Raw genomic sequence first — 14793 nt, 5'->3', positions numbered from 1 at the left:
CTTCCCTTTACTTTAAATACAAAAGTAAACACAAAGATAAATCGCGATAGTTTGTTTATATTTGGTTGGATCTTAATGGTAATCGCTTAGAATGAGATATTACTATTGTTGAGGAAATTGCTCATGTCAGATGAAAGAATTAATCATGTTGTGGTTGTCGGTGGTGGTACTGCCGGGTGGCTGACCGCTGCCAATTTAGCCAAACAATTTAACAGCAATAATTCAAACTCAGTACAAGTCACTTTAATTGAATCTCCTGACATTCCCACCATAGGGGTAGGAGAGGGTACCTGGCCAACGATGCGTAAAACGTTGGCGAAACTGGGCATTAGTGAAACCACATTTTTGCGCCGATGTAATGCCTCATTAAAGCAGGCAACCAAATTTGTTAACTGGCAGCAGGCACCAAAAGCGGGTGTGGACAACCATTATTATCATTTATTTACCTCCATTTTTGACCCCTCAGATTTTAACTTAGCGCCTTACTGGCAGCTAGGAAAAATTGGCGATAACTTAAGTTATGCCGATTCGGTAAGTGTACAAGGGCAAATTTGTGAAATGAATTTAGCGCCGAAAGCCATTACCAGCAAAGAATTTGAGGGTATTCAAAATTATGCCTATCATTTAGATGCCGGCTTATTTACCGACTTATTGCGTGAGCATGCCACTGAGCAGCTTGGCGTAAAACATATTTCCGCCAACGTCACCGGAGTAAATCTCGATGACGATGGCTATATTCAATCGATAACAACCGATACCAATGGCACTATCGATGGTGGTTTTTTTGTCGACTGTACCGGCTTTAAAAGTCTGCTGTTGGGTGAAGCATTAAACGTGCCATTTAAAAGCGTTGCCAATACCTTGTTAACCGATCATGCGGTGACGATGCAAGTGCCGTATGAAAATGAAGAAGTTGATGTTGCCAGTTGCACCATTTCTACCGCACAAGCGGCAGGCTGGACCTGGGACATTGCCTTGTCAAACCGCCGTGGCACCGGCTATGTCTATTCATCGAAACATACCAGCCATGAAGACGCCGAACAGTTGTTACGTGACTATATTGGCCCACAAGCCGAAAATCTGGTTGCCCGAAAAATTAAAATGAATGTTGGCTACCGAGAAAAGTTTTGGCACAAGAACTGTTTAGCGGTAGGGCTTTCCGCTGCATTTGTTGAACCACTGGAAGCCTCTGCTATTTTCTTGATTGAGGCGGCGGCAAATATGCTGAGCGAGCTGTTTCCGAAAAACCGTAAAAGCATGCCGTTGATTGAACAAAAGTTTAACGATTCGTTTCAGTTTCGCTGGCAGAAAACCATCGATTTCATCAAAATGCATTACTTATTATCAAAACGTAGCGAGCCGTTTTGGCAAGATAATAAACATCCCGACACCATTCCGGCAACACTGCTGCAATCATTAGAACGCTGGCAAGAGCAGGCATTGACCGATTATGACTTTGATAATGTGTATGAGCCTTTCCCGCTCGAAAGTTATCAGTATGTCTTATATGGTATGGGCTTTGAGCAAAATTTAACTTACAAACAATCCGCCTTTGATATGGCAGATACGGCGTAACACAAATTTGAGCAAGTGCAACATATCGCAACACAAATACAACAACAATTACCTACCAATAGAGAATTACTTAATAAAATAAAACAATACGGATTCCAAACCATCTAGCAATATGGCTAATATAGGTGGTTAAAGTAGGTAATTAACAGCAAGATAAACGGAGTAAAACATGGCAGATATTAAAGCAATAAATAACAGCTTACATGGCAATATTAAGGTAAAAGCGAACCCAACCTTAGTGCAAGCAAAGGATAAACATTTTGCCCCGGTTGTGGTGCAGGAATTTGTCGCCGCTTGTCAGGAATTCCCGATTGTGTTTGTTAAAGAAGGTGAAACCGGACAGTTTAAATCGATTGCATTATTAGGCTTAAAACCTGAGCAAAACTTATTTTTTGCTGAAGATGCCTGGCAAGCACGCTATAAACCGCAAGCATTAACGCTTTACCCGTTCTTATTGAACCAGGCGCCAGACAGCGAACAAGCCATTTTATGTTTTGATCAAGACTCGCCACTGATTAATGAAAATGAAGGCGAAGCGTTTTTTGATAGCGAAGGTAAACAAAGTGCCTGGTTAAGTGAACAAGGCGAACGTGTAGTGAAATACGTAGAGAATACCTATATCACCGGCAATTTTATTAAAATGTTACTGGAGCTGGATTTACTATCGTCACAAACTTTGAATTTAAAATTGGCAGACCAGGCGGAATACTCGTTAAATGGCTTGTATGCCATTGATGAGAAAAAATTAAACGCCTTAGACGATGAACAGTTTGCCAAATTGAGAAAAACCGGGGCATTACCGGCTATTTATGCCTCATTAATATCGATGCAGCGCATTCACAGCCTGGCAAGTATTGCTATCGGTAAATAAAATTGTTAAATGAAATTTGTAAATAAAGTCGGGGCCGAGTTATGTCGAAAGTAATTAATAATGTGTTGGTTGTAGGTGGCGGTACTGCTGGCTGGCTAACGGCCTCTATCTTGGCAAAACAACTCAATAGTGTTTCCAAAGATGCGGTGCAAGTAACATTAGTGGAATCGCCAAACATTCCTATTATTGGAGTGGGGGAAGGTACCTGGCCAACCCTACGTACAACATTGCAGAATCTGGGCGTTGATGAAGGTGAATTTATGCGTGAGTGTGATGCCACATTTAAACAAGGATCACAATTTGTTAACTGGGCAGAAACGCCAGAAAAAGATAAATCGGAAAGTTATTATCACCCGTTAAGTGCCGTTTTTCATTCTTCTTATGACTTTAACCTGGCACCTTATTGGTTATTGGGCAAAGCCGGAGATAAAAATTATGATAAGGCAGTGGCCAGCCAATCGCATGTTTGTGACTTAGGCCTTGGCCCGAAAAAAATTACTACGCCAGCTTATGACGCGATTCAAAATTATTCTTACCATTTAAATGCAAATAAATTTGCTGGTTTTCTGGCAAAACACAGCACTGCAAAGCTCGGTGTTAAACAGATAAAAGCTAATGTGACCGACGTTAATCTTGATAACGATGGTTATATTGTTTCGGTAGATACGGATACTGCCGGTACTATCAACGCTGATTTTTTTGTCGATTGTTCTGGCGCTAAAGCCTTACTGATCAATGGTGCATTGGACATTGACTGGTTAAAAATAGACGATGTGCTATTTAACGATACCGCGATTGCGATGCAAGTCCCGTATGAGTCAGCCGATACGCCTATTGCCACCCATACCATAGCAACCGCTCATGAAGCCGGCTGGACCTGGGACATTGGCTTACATAATCGTCGCGGTGTTGGTTATGTTTATAGTAGTGATTACACTAGCGATGAACGGGCCGAGCAAGTATTACGAGACTACGCCGGACCGATGTCGACAGGTATTGAGATCCGTAAAATACCGTTAAATTTAGGTTATCGTGAAAAATTTTGGCATAAAAACTGTGTTGCCATTGGCATGTCCGCCGCCTTCATTGAGCCACTAGAAGCCTCAGCCATATTCCTGGTAGAAGCGGGTGCTAACATGCTTGCCGATCAGTTTCCTCGGACAATTGATGCGATGCAGTATGTGGAACAGAAATACAATACTACGTTTCGTTTGCGTTGGGATAAGAGCGTCGATTTTGTGAAATTGCATTATTGCATAAGCAAACGCCAAGACACCCCATACTGGCTGGATAACTGTAAGCCTGAAAGCATTCCGGCAACGTTAAAGCAACGTCTTGGCCACTGGAAGTCGCACCCGCCAACCAAGTACGATTTTGATTATGCCTACGAACCTTTTGTCTTAGATAGCTATTTATTTGTGCTCTACGGAATGAAATTTGATGTCGATATTGATTTGAATCGTTCGGCTTTTTCCTGTGATAGACAAGCGAAAGCATTATTCGATAACGTTGAGCAGATGAATGAGTTACTCACTAAAGAGTTGCCAGGGCACAGAGAATTAATTGAAAAAGTGTATAAATACGGAATGCCAAAATTGTAACGGTTTGCATTAAAGAAAATTATATAAAAATCGCTTGTAATGGGGTGTTAGTACGGTTTAGTCTAACTGTCTACTAAATTTAGGCCGACATTTTGGGAGTATTAAAATGAGCCAACAAAACATTCAAGCATTAAATAAAACTGCGCACGCAAAAACTAAAATTAAAACGCAGTCTAATTTTCCTCATGCCGCTGCACAGCATTTAGCTCCGCTAGTTGTTCATGAATTTTCTCGAGCAGCAGCTGAGTTTCCGGTAGTTTTTGTTAAAACGGGTGACACAGACAAGTTTCAACCGGTTGCACTTTTTGGCATTAAGCCGGGTGAAAACTTATATACAGCAACTGAAAAGTGGGAAGGCACCTATGCACCTGCATCGGTAACTCAGTTTCCGTTTGCATTAATACCTGAAAATAAAGATGCCGAAAATTTGATGGTAGTGATTGCTACCGACAATGCCATTGTTAATGAAGAAGAAGGTAATGCTTTATTTGAAGACAATGGTGATGAGAGTGAATACCTAACTCGTCGTAAAGACGCTTTGGGTAAATACTTTGAACATTCCCATATTACCAAAGGCTTTACCCAAACGTTGGCTGAAAAAGGTTTGTTAATGCAACAAAACTTAGACATCACCGCCAATGGAGAAAAAATACAAATTAACGGTTTATACCTCGTTAATGAGCAAAAACTAAACGAATTATCTGATGAAGATTATTTAGATTTGCGTAAACGTGGCTTTTTAGCACCAATTTATGCCCATTTAAATTCAATTCACCAAATTAATCGTTTAGTGAAAAAGAAAGTGGCCCTTTCTGCTTAAGCTTCATCCTACTTGCTGAATGCTTAATCGTTAAAAGCCCAGTTCGCTGGGCTTTTTCAGCAAGGCTACTTCGTTTTATTAACAACACCATTACTTCCTGGCGAATAATTTTTCTATCGGGAGTAATTTTTAAAACAATTGTAGTTATGGAAGTTTAAGAATGAAAAAAACGTTAGCTTTTGCTTTATCTTGCTCACTTTTGTTATCGGCATGTGATGACAATACCGTTCAACCTGATAGCCCTGTCGTAGCTCCCTCTACCGTTTTAAGCCAGTCGGCAATCGATGACTTTGCCAATACCCTGGCGCTAAAGTATCAACTGGCAACCAATATTGCCGATGAACAGTGTGATAAAGAGCGTGCTGACGGCAATTGTTTTTTGGTAAATTTACAGTTCACTGCACAGCATGATTTTAGCGCTAAAGACTGGGCCATTTACTATTCGCAAATTAATCCGGTACAAAGTGTCGATTCTGACTATTTTAGCATTGAGCATATCAATGGCGATTTGCATAAAATAACACCAACCGATAAATTCCCCGGCTTTAAATCAGGACAAGATTACACTCTGCCTTATCGGGTGGATTTTTGGTCTTTGTCTGAAACCGATGCCCTACCGAATTACATTTTCGCGGTAAATGGCTTTAATGCTGTCGTCATAAAGAGCACCGAAGCGCAAATGGATAGCGAAACCGGCCTGGAAATTAGCGCTTTTGTCGAAGATTACAGCAGTGTCGAAAAGCATTTTAAACGCAGTGCGACAGATCAAACCCAATGGGCTACGGCAGAAGTTTTGTTTGACCGTAACCTAACGTTGAAACAAGCTGAACAAAGTTTGAGTAATGCGTTGATCCCATCGGCAAAATCGCTAGAAGTAAATAATCAACAAGCGCGAATTGATTTGCATAGTGGAGTTCGATTTAGCTTTGATAACGTGGCAAAAGCCAGTTTACAAGGCGCAATTGACCGACTCAAATTTATTGGCATTAGTGAAACTGAGCAAGGCGTTGATGTTCGTTTGAGTGTGGATGTGCAGCTTAGCGGAAACCTAGGTAGTTACCAGTTAATCAGTAATGAACAAGGGATCAATATCAGCGCAAATAACGAAGCTGGTTTATTTTATGGTTTGCAGTCGATTGCCGCATTAGTGTCTCTTGATGACTTATCCATTGCGCAACTCAGCATCGATGATGAACCGCATTATCCATTTCGCGGCATGATGGTAGACGTGGCTCGAAATTTTCATTCTAAGCAGTTTATCCTGGACTTAATTGAGCAAATGGCAGCGTACAAACTCAATAAACTGCACTTGCATTTAGGCGATGATGAAGGCTGGCGTCTTGAAATTGATGGTTTGCCTGAGCTAACGGATATCAGTAGTAAACGCTGTTTTGATTTAACTGAACAAACCTGTCTGTTACCACAACTTGGCGCTGGCGTTAATGCCTCAAGCTCGGTTAATGGTTTTTATTCGAAAGCCGATTATAAAGAAATACTGCAATATGCCAGCGCTCGTCATATTCAGGTGATCCCATCGCTTGATATGCCCGGACACTCTCGTTCTTCCATTGTGGCAATGAAGGCCAGATATAAAAAATTGATGGCGGCAGGGGATGAGCAGGGCGCCAAACAGTATTTACTGCACGATGAGAATGATAAAACCGTGTACTCATCGGTGCAGTACTATAACGACAATACCATTAATGCTTGCATGGAATCGTCTTATGATTTTATCGGCAAAGTGATGGACGAAGTAAAAGCGATGCACGCCAACGCGGGTCAGCCATTGACTCGCTACCATATCGGAGCCGATGAAACTGCCGGAGCCTGGGTAGAGTCACCAATTTGTAAAGCGTTTATCGCCAATAATAAGCTTGGCATAAGTAAAGCCGAACAGCTGGGCAGTTACTTTGTCGAACGAGTGGCTAAAATATTATCCGATCGTGACATCGAAACCGCTGGCTGGAATGATGGCATGATGCACACCAACCCGAACAATATGCCTGCAACCGTGCAGGCCAATGCCTGGAGCTTAATTCAGTGGCAAGGCCATAAAGAGGCCCATAAACTGGCGAATCAAAACTGGCAGATAGTGGTGTCGAACCCGGATGTTACCTATTTTGATTTCCCTTATGAGGCAGATCCGAAAGAGCATGGTTACTATTGGGCTGCACGCCATTCAAATACCGAAAAACTATTCCAGTTTATGCCGGATAATTTGCCGGCGCATGCTGAGTTCTGGCTAGACAGAGAAGATAAACCCTATGCCACCGACGATACCGAGGCAGTGAATGAACATGGAGAACTGGAACGTTCAACATTAACTGCCGGCAAAACGTTTATTGGTGTACAGGGACAACTGTGGAGTGAAAATACCCGCAATGATGACTTGGCCGAGTATAAAATTTTCCCGCGCTTATTTGCCTTAGCTGAACGCGCCTGGCATAAACCCCAATGGGCGGTGCCATACAATTATGCCGGTCAAAAGTACGATCAAAGCAGTGCTAGCTTTACTAATGACAAGCGTGAGTTAAGGGATCAACAGTGGGCAGATTTTGCCAATACTATGAGTAATAAAGAATTGGCAAAACTCGATAAAGCCGATATTTTTTATCGCATACCTACGGTAGGCGGCAAGATCATCGATGGAAAATTACACATCAACAGTGCTTACCCCAACCTGCACTTAGAGTACATGGAACAAGGAAAAACCTGGAAAACATGGACTAACTCGGTAGAAGTGACTGGAAAAGTTGCCATCAGAGCACGCTCTACCGATCGGCAAAGAGCTGGTAGGAGTCTGTTTTTAAACGAATAACTTCGAGATTTTAGCCCTTGAGGCGGTATCGATAAAAAGATACATTAAAATAATTGCAAAAACATAATGACAGCGCTGTCATTTGTGTTAATATCATTATTAATAAATCAAGGCGTGAGTGTAGCAAATGGCTATCACTCACCGTTTTTGGAAAGAGGCATAGATGGAAAGTAATCAACAACAGCTATTTTTAGGTATTGATGGAGGCGGCAGCAAATGCAAAGCCGTGATCTTAAATGCATCAATGCAAGTGTTGGGACAAGGCATCTCGGGTGCCGCCAATCCTTTCCATAATTTAGCAAGAGCACAAGCCTCTGTTAGCCATGCCGCCGACTTAGCCCTGGCGGATGCAAATTTAGATGCAAATTTAAAAAGCGAACTCATCGCTGGCGTAGGTTTGGCCGGTGTCAATCTGCCGAAATATTTTGAATTGATGAACCAATGGCAACACCCGTTTAAAAGCATGCATTTAGCCACCGATTTACACATTGCCTGTATTGGTGCCCACAGTGGTGACGATGGTGCGATTATGATCACCGGCACCGGCTCTTGTGGTTATGTGTCGGTAAAAGAGCAGACATTGATCGTCGGTGGCCACGGTTTTCCCCATGGTGATATTTGCAGCGGTGCCTGGTTCGGTTTTAAAGCGGTAGAAAAAGTATTGTTAAGTTACGACGGTATCATTGGCAATACCGCGCTAACCGAAAAAATATTTTCGGCACTGGACTGTGATGATTCCAATACCTTAATTGAAACCATTGCCGGTAACGGCGCTACTTTTTATGCTAAGTTAGCCATTCATATCTTTGACGCCGCCGATGCCGGCGATCAAATAGCGCAAGACATTATCAAAGAAGGCTGCGCCTACTTTGAGTCGGTATTCAATACCTTAATGGCTAAACAGCCAAATAAGATCTCATTAATTGGCGGTTTAAAGCCGCGATTAATGCAATGGTTAAAGCCGGAGGTGGCAGCGCAAATTAGTGTGCCAACCAATCCACCGGAAATAGGTGCGGTGTTATTCGCGATGCAACAACAAGCATAAAATAACATTTAATCACTTACATTCTTACAAGCAAATTTAAATACTCAGGTAATATTATGACTACATTGATGGAAAAAGAAGCAAAGCAATCACCACAAGTGATTGCTGAGCAAATTAAAGACAATGCAGAAGTTGCAGAAAAAATTGGCAATAAGTTAATTAACTTCGATCCAAAAATGGTGATGATAATCGGCCGTGGTTCATCGGATCATGCGGGTGTATTTGGCAAGTACTTATTGGAAATTGAGCTGGGTATACCGACGTTTGCCGCAGCACCATCGGTGGCATCGGTTTATGGTAGAACCTTAAAGCTTGATAACGCCTTTGTTATTGTCATTTCCCAGTCTGGCCGTAGCCCTGACATTTTATCGCAAGCGCAGATGGCCAAAGATGCCGGTGCTTATGTTGTTGCCCTGGTGAACGATGAAACCTCACCATTAGCAAAGCTTGCCGATGACGTATTACCGTTAAAAGCCGGCCCTGAGAACTCGGTTGCGGCAACCAAAAGCTATTTAGCCACCTTATCGGCCTTGTTACAACTTGCCGCCTACTGGAGCAAAAATGACGAGTTAATTGCCTCGCTAAATACCTTGCCTGCCGCGTTAGATAAGGTCATTGCTGCCCCCACGCAATTATCTATTGCAGGCTTGGGTGATACCCGTAACCTGGTAGTCCTTGGTCGAGGATTAGGGTATGCTGTGTCAAAAGAGATTGCCTTAAAGCTTAAAGAAGTCTGTTCTATTCACGCCGAAGCATTTTCTAGCGCTGAATTCCTGCACGGTCCGGTAACACTGGTTGCTCAGCAACTCACGATTGTCGATTGCCATGTCAATGATGAATCTGATCAGGCTCATAAAGAGCAAATAAAGGAAGTGACGTCACGCGGTGCCGATATGATCCACCTGGAGCAAGTGGTTAATGATGTTCATCCACGACTCGCACCGTTATTAGTGTTGCAGCGTTTCTATTTGGATGTCGAGAAAGTGGCATTAGCGAAAGGCTTTAACCCGGATGAACCACAAGGGTTAAAGAAAGTAACACGGACACTGTAATGATGATCGAGTCGCTGGCAGTCGAAAAATTCTTTGATGGTCAAACCATTAAAGAAAACGTCAAAATCAGTTTTCAGAATGGCAAAATTGTTGCCATTGGTGCAATTGATGCGGCTGAGTTGAATGAAGTTCGCCCGGGCTTAATTGCTCCGGGTTACATCGATGTACAAGTTAATGGTGGTGGCGGCGCGTTGTTTAACGCCGAGCCGACGCTGCAAACCATTGCCGCGATTGCCCAGGCACACGCCAAATTTGGTACCACAGGACTGCTACCAACATTGATCACCGATGATGTTGCGGTAATGCAACAAGCCGCCGATGCGATAAGCACAGCGATTAAGCAGAATACTGCCGGGGTTTTAGGTGTGCATTTTGAAGGCCCACATTTATCCATTCCGAAAAAAGGCGTGCATAGCCCGGAATATATTCGCAGTATTAGTACGGATGAAATGGCGGTGTTCACTCGTCAAGATTTAGGCCTGGTGGTAGTTACGCTTGCGCCTGAAAACGTTAGCGTCAGTGATATTCAAACCTTAGTCGATGCCGGCGTTCATGTGTGTTTGGGGCATTCCAATGCCGACTATCAAACCGTACTAAAGGCGTTAGCCGCCGGCGCCACCGGTTTTACCCATTTATTTAATGCGATGTCGGCATTTCAGTCGCGGGAACCTGGCATGGTCGGGGCGGCATTATTCGATGACAATAGCTGGTGCGGTTTGATCGTTGATGGCCACCATGTACACTATGATGCGTGTAAACTGGCGATTAAGGCAAAATCTGCAGGCAAGATCATCTTAGTGACCGATGCGATGCCACCGGTGGGGACTGATGATGACAGTTTTCCGTTCTTTGGCTCGAAAGTAGTGCGCACCGGCGACCGATTAAATGCCTTAACCGGTGAACTTGCCGGCTCCTGTTTAGATATGGCGACTGCGGTGAAAAATACGGTAGAGAAATTGGATGTCGAGTTAACCGAAGCGTTGCGCATGGCGGCAATGTATCCGGCAGAATTTCTCAATGCTGAACAGCAAGTTGGACGCTTACAAGTTGGTTTTAACGCCGACTTTGTGATATTAAATGATGATTTGAGCGTCGCCGAAACCTGGATCCAGGGCCAACAAGTTTACTGAGAATCGACCACCAGCTAGCAACAGTTTTGACCAACAACAAACAAAATTACAACAACCAGTTTATAACAACATAACAAAAATTAAACGCTGAAACAAAAGGATAAATAATGACAATATCGATTGAAACTCAAGATACCAAACAGAGTAGTTTTATCCCAATGGCGATTGTTGCCGGGTTATTTTTTATCCTCGGCTTCGCCACCTGGCTGAATGGCTCTTTGATGCCTTATTTAAAGCAAATCCTGCAACTTTCGCCATTTCAGGCATCGCTGATCCTGTTTTCTTTTTATATCGCCGTTACTTTCACTGCATTACCGTCTGCATGGGTTATTCGCCGAATTGGCTATAAAAACGGCATGGCGTTAGGGATGGCAGTTATGATGTTAGCCGGGTTGTTATTCATCCCGGCAGCAAAAAGCCAAATTTTTGTATTATTCCTATTGGCGCAGTTAGTGATGGGAGCAGGACAAACGTTACTGCAAACCGCGGTAAACCCTTATGTAGTAAGAATTGGTCCGGAAGAATCTGCTGCCGCGCGTGTCAGTGTGATGGGCATTTTAAACAAGGGCGCCGGGGTTGTTGCACCAATCGTGTTTACCGCCTTAATTTTAGACAGTTTTAAAGACAGGGTTGGTACTGAGCTTAGTCAAATACAGATAGACGAAATGGCCAATGGCCTGGTACTGCCTTATTTGGGCATGGCCATTTTCATCGGTATATTAGCGGTGCTTGTTAAAAAATCACCGTTGCCGGAATTAGCCAGTGAAGGCGACACCGGCGAAAGCGGCAAAGGCCATTTAAAAGAAGCATTATCACACCCAAATCTTGCCCTTGGTGTTGCCGCATTATTTTTCTATGTGGCCGTTGAAGTAATCGCCGGTGATACCATAGGTACCTTTGCCTTATCTCTTGGGGTTGAGAGCTATGGCGTGATGACATCCTATACCATGGTTTGTATGGTTGTGGGCTATAGTATCGGGATTTTAACCATCCCAAGATTTATCTCTCAACCGACGGCGTTAACCATTTCGGCGGTATTAGGCTTAGTGTTAACGGTATTAATTGTTACCGGTGATAATACCTCATACGCCATTGCCAACACGCTATTAGTGCCATTTGGCGGCACCGCATTGCCAGATACCTTATTGATGATTGCCTTATTAGGCTTGGCAAACGCTATCGTTTGGCCAGCAGTATGGCCATTGGCGTTATCGGGTATGGGCAAACTTACCAGCGTTGGTTCAGCCTTACTGGTTATGGGAATTTCGGGTGGTGCATTTGGACCTCTGTTTTGGGGCTTAACCAGCTCTGCTACCGACTTAGGTCAGCAAGGTGGTTATATGGTGATGTTTCCTTGTTACCTGTTTATTTTGTTTTATGCGTTAAAAGGCCACAAGATGCGCAGTTGGAAATAACAGAACCTGACCTCCTTCGAGAAAGCAAAAAGCCCCGACTAAGAGTCGGGGCTTTTTGCGTTAAGATGTCCCGTGCTGAAACAGGTTTACACGATTAGGGCCTATTTATTGACGAGACATTATTCATGCAAAATTTCATTTGATCTTCGCCAGATAAAGCCGCACAATCCTCGGCTGATCTGCAACCTGCTATATGCGCAGAAAATAGGGCTAAAAAAATCCAGAAATTAGATCCCGAGCGACCAGATTAATCGGTAACGATAGTAGTACGTAACAAGAGTAGAAACCATGGATTCAAAAATACAACTTAGCAAAGAAGACATCAGAAAAAACAAGCCAACACGAGATGAATACTTAAATAAGCCAAAATCCCCTTTGATACTGGTATTAGATAATGTAACCAATAGCTACAATATTGGTGCGTTGATCCGCTTGGCCGATGCCTTTGCGATCGAAAAAATCATTATTTGTGGCGAGCTAACCATCTCAGATAAGAAGTTTAAAAAAGCCTCTAGAAATGAAGCGAAATGGGTTTGTATTGAATATAGTGATAGCACCACTTCCAGCTTACACACATTATTGGATAAGGGGTATACTGTTTACAGTGTTGAGCTATGCCATCAGTCCGTTGACTATAGTGATGTTGCTTACCCATCGCGCTGCGTATTGGTTTTAGGCAATGAACGAAAAGGCGTGAGTGAAGCCGCATTGCAATTAAGTCATCAACACATACACATTCCTATGTTTGGCATGGGTAACTCTCTCAATGTTTCAACTGCTGGCGCTATTGTATTAGCAGAATGTGCCAATCAAATTCGAAAACAGCCATAAGCTGTATTGGAGTATTTATCAATGAATAGCATTGATCTCTTTGTAAAAAATTGGGGCAGCAAACATTCGATGGTAGCAATAGATAACCATGATATTGCAGAGCTTGAATCAAGGTTAAATGCATCCTTACCGGGCTCATATAAATATTTAATATCCAAATACGGCTTAGTCCACACGCCTAATGTGTTAACTAAAATCTGTGATTTAGGGGTCGATATTTCTGAAGTTCAAGACTTTTTAAATCTTGAAGATGTATTTTCACTATCAAAGTTATACGAAATGAGTGGCATGCCAAAGGGTCATGTTTTGTTTGCATCTGACTGTAAGGGAAACATGTTTTGTTTCAAACTTAGCGATTGCACAAGTGAGCATACGGATATACCGGTATGGTTTTTTGACCATGATTCTCGCACGGTTAAAAAAATATCCAATACTTTCATCGAATGGCTGGAAGAGTTCAATGAACTTTAAGACAGCTCATCTACATTAGCGCTCTTAAAGTTCATTGATTTACTGAATTATTGGATTTCCAACAGTTCGACTTCAAAAATAAGCAATGAGCCAGGTGCTATTTTTCCTGCGGCTCTATTGCCATACCCTAATTCTGCAGGGATGAAGAATTTAAATTTATCACCAACAACCATTAATTGCACACCTTCTGTCCAACCGCTTATCACTTGATTTAAACCAAAGCTGATAGGATCTCCGCGTTCTACTGAGCTATCAAATACAGTTCCATCTAATAAAGAACCGTGATAATGCACTTTTACTTTTGAACTGGCGGTTGGTTGTTCAGTTCCTTCGCCCTGTTGCAATACTTGATATTGCAACCCCGAAGCCGTTTCAGCGACACCTTCTACTGCTTTGTTTTTTGCTAAAAATTCGTTGCCTATTGCAATATTTTCAACCGCTACTTGTTTATTATTCGAGTTTCTAATGAAATAGAATACCGCCAATGCGATAACTATAACCAAAACAACATATTTCATAACTTTTCCGATTCATTTAAAGGCTTGTGCATTCTAGCACTCGATTCTTTTGCTGATAAACTAAATTGATTTTTTAATTCAGGAATAGACACTATTAATTTCATTTTTTGATACCAAGCCGTCATTTGAAGCCTTTTTATTTGTAAAGAAAACTGTCTTCTGTATTGGCATAAGTTGTCATGTCGGAAACCTCGCTTTGTGGAAGTTAGCGAATATTACGGCTAAGGTCTGTTTTGTTAAGGTTAACCTCTTTTAGTGTCTTACACTATCGAAATCATAGTACAAGGGGACGCTTCAGGGCAATATCAGCAATATATGAATCACATCAGCTTACTCTTTGTTGTGCTATCCAGAAGCATCACTCAACTGGAATATAAACCTTAGTGTTATATTTTATTCGGTTCATTGAAATTAAGGTTTTGAAATTACGCATATTAGGGTGCTGGTATAAGATCTGCTCACAGAATATTTCATAGCTGGGCATATATATTGCTATTAGACAATCTAATTATTCAAAGTGCCAGCCAGAATCTCATTAGTGGAAAGCAAACCGGTAAACATACGCTTGTGCTGTCCCAAATATTCGTATGATGTAGGACATGATCTGAACTAAATGAGTATGGTCTAATTCAGGATGGAAATACTA

At 42.3% G+C, this 14793-nt stretch carries 12 protein-coding genes; 11 read left to right on the top strand and 1 reads right to left on the bottom strand.

Annotation, left to right across the window (positions count from 1 at the left end; genetic code table 11):
* Window positions 1–123 precede the first annotated feature (123 nt).
* The 11 genes from ND16A_RS17215 (at window position 124) to ND16A_RS17265 (ending at window position 13629) form a co-directional block, all read left to right on the top strand.
* Window positions 124–1575, top strand: coding sequence for a tryptophan halogenase family protein (locus tag ND16A_RS17215; RefSeq protein WP_327143687.1), 1452 nt, complete (start codon window positions 124–126; stop codon window positions 1573–1575).
* 169 nt (window positions 1576–1744) lie between these two features.
* The gene (locus ND16A_RS17220; protein ID WP_033075967.1) at window positions 1745–2446 is read left to right on the top strand and encodes a SapC family protein; all 702 of its coding nucleotides are present in this window, start codon (window positions 1745–1747) and stop codon (window positions 2444–2446) included.
* 41 nt (window positions 2447–2487) lie between these two features.
* Window positions 2488–4047, top strand: a complete 1560-nt coding sequence (locus tag ND16A_RS17225) for a tryptophan halogenase family protein (RefSeq protein WP_033075966.1) — start codon at window positions 2488–2490, stop codon at window positions 4045–4047.
* A 106-nt stretch (window positions 4048–4153) separates the two neighbouring features.
* Entirely contained in the window at window positions 4154–4867 is a 714-nt protein-coding gene (locus tag ND16A_RS17230; RefSeq protein WP_033075965.1) for a SapC family protein, read from the top strand.
* 160 nt (window positions 4868–5027) lie between these two features.
* Entirely contained in the window at window positions 5028–7685 is a 2658-nt protein-coding gene (locus ND16A_RS17235) for a family 20 glycosylhydrolase (RefSeq protein WP_033075964.1), read from the top strand.
* A gap of 163 nt (window positions 7686–7848) precedes the next feature.
* The gene (nagK, locus tag ND16A_RS17240; protein ID WP_033075963.1) at window positions 7849–8730 is read left to right on the top strand and encodes an N-acetylglucosamine kinase; all 882 of its coding nucleotides are present in this window, start codon (window positions 7849–7851) and stop codon (window positions 8728–8730) included.
* Window positions 8731–8783: 53 nt separating this feature from the next.
* Window positions 8784–9782 (top strand): glucosamine-6-phosphate deaminase NagB-II, encoded by a 999-nt coding sequence (gene nagB-II / locus ND16A_RS17245; protein ID WP_152593772.1) that lies wholly within the window; start codon window positions 8784–8786, stop codon window positions 9780–9782.
* Window positions 9783–9784: 2 nt separating this feature from the next.
* The gene (nagA, locus tag ND16A_RS17250) at window positions 9785–10912 is read left to right on the top strand and encodes an N-acetylglucosamine-6-phosphate deacetylase (RefSeq protein WP_033076021.1); all 1128 of its coding nucleotides are present in this window, start codon (window positions 9785–9787) and stop codon (window positions 10910–10912) included.
* 107 nt (window positions 10913–11019) lie between these two features.
* On the top strand, window positions 11020–12327 hold the full coding sequence (gene nagP, locus ND16A_RS17255) for an N-acetylglucosamine MFS transporter NagP (RefSeq protein WP_033075961.1): 1308 nt from the start codon (window positions 11020–11022) through the stop codon (window positions 12325–12327).
* A 288-nt stretch (window positions 12328–12615) separates the two neighbouring features.
* Complete coding sequence (locus ND16A_RS17260) at window positions 12616–13158, top strand: TrmH family RNA methyltransferase (RefSeq protein WP_033075960.1); 543 nt, start codon at window positions 12616–12618, stop codon at window positions 13156–13158.
* Between the two features lie 21 nt (window positions 13159–13179).
* On the top strand, window positions 13180–13629 hold the full coding sequence (locus ND16A_RS17265; RefSeq protein WP_033075959.1) for an SMI1/KNR4 family protein: 450 nt from the start codon (window positions 13180–13182) through the stop codon (window positions 13627–13629).
* Between the two features lie 47 nt (window positions 13630–13676).
* Here ND16A_RS17265 and ND16A_RS17270 read toward each other — a convergent pair whose 3' ends face one another.
* Window positions 13677–14147: an FKBP-type peptidyl-prolyl cis-trans isomerase gene (locus ND16A_RS17270; protein ID WP_033075958.1), complete on the bottom strand. Its 471-nt coding sequence runs from the start codon at window positions 14145–14147 to the stop codon at window positions 13677–13679.
* Between the last annotated feature and the right edge of the window lie 646 nt (window positions 14148–14793).

Source organism: Thalassotalea sp. ND16A, from assembly GCF_000764205.1.
In the GTDB taxonomy this organism is placed as follows: domain Bacteria; phylum Pseudomonadota; class Gammaproteobacteria; order Enterobacterales; family Alteromonadaceae; genus Thalassotalea_A.
The sequence above is the reverse complement of the archived record's forward strand: the minus strand, read 5'-3'. Positions and strand labels throughout refer to the sequence as shown.

Bases quoted from the DNA above. Each gene is read 5' to 3' on its own strand.
- ND16A_RS17230 (WP_033075965.1), top strand. From the start codon at position 4,154: ATGAGCCAACAAAACATTCAAGCATTAAATAAAACTGCGCACGCAAAA.
- nagA (WP_033076021.1), top strand. From the start codon at position 9,785: ATGATCGAGTCGCTGGCAGTCGAAAAATTCTTTGATGGTCAAACCATT.
- ND16A_RS17270 (WP_033075958.1), bottom strand. From the start codon at position 14,147: ATGAAATATGTTGTTTTGGTTATAGTTATCGCATTGGCGGTATTCTAT.
- nagK (WP_033075963.1), top strand. From the start codon at position 7,849: ATGGAAAGTAATCAACAACAGCTATTTTTAGGTATTGATGGAGGCGGC.
- ND16A_RS17265 (WP_033075959.1), top strand. From the start codon at position 13,180: ATGAATAGCATTGATCTCTTTGTAAAAAATTGGGGCAGCAAACATTCG.
- ND16A_RS17260 (WP_033075960.1), top strand. From the start codon at position 12,616: ATGGATTCAAAAATACAACTTAGCAAAGAAGACATCAGAAAAAACAAG.
- nagP (WP_033075961.1), top strand. From the start codon at position 11,020: ATGACAATATCGATTGAAACTCAAGATACCAAACAGAGTAGTTTTATC.
- ND16A_RS17220 (WP_033075967.1), top strand. From the start codon at position 1,745: ATGGCAGATATTAAAGCAATAAATAACAGCTTACATGGCAATATTAAG.
- ND16A_RS17215 (WP_327143687.1), top strand. From the start codon at position 124: ATGTCAGATGAAAGAATTAATCATGTTGTGGTTGTCGGTGGTGGTACT.
- ND16A_RS17235 (WP_033075964.1), top strand. From the start codon at position 5,028: ATGAAAAAAACGTTAGCTTTTGCTTTATCTTGCTCACTTTTGTTATCG.
- ND16A_RS17225 (WP_033075966.1), top strand. From the start codon at position 2,488: ATGTCGAAAGTAATTAATAATGTGTTGGTTGTAGGTGGCGGTACTGCT.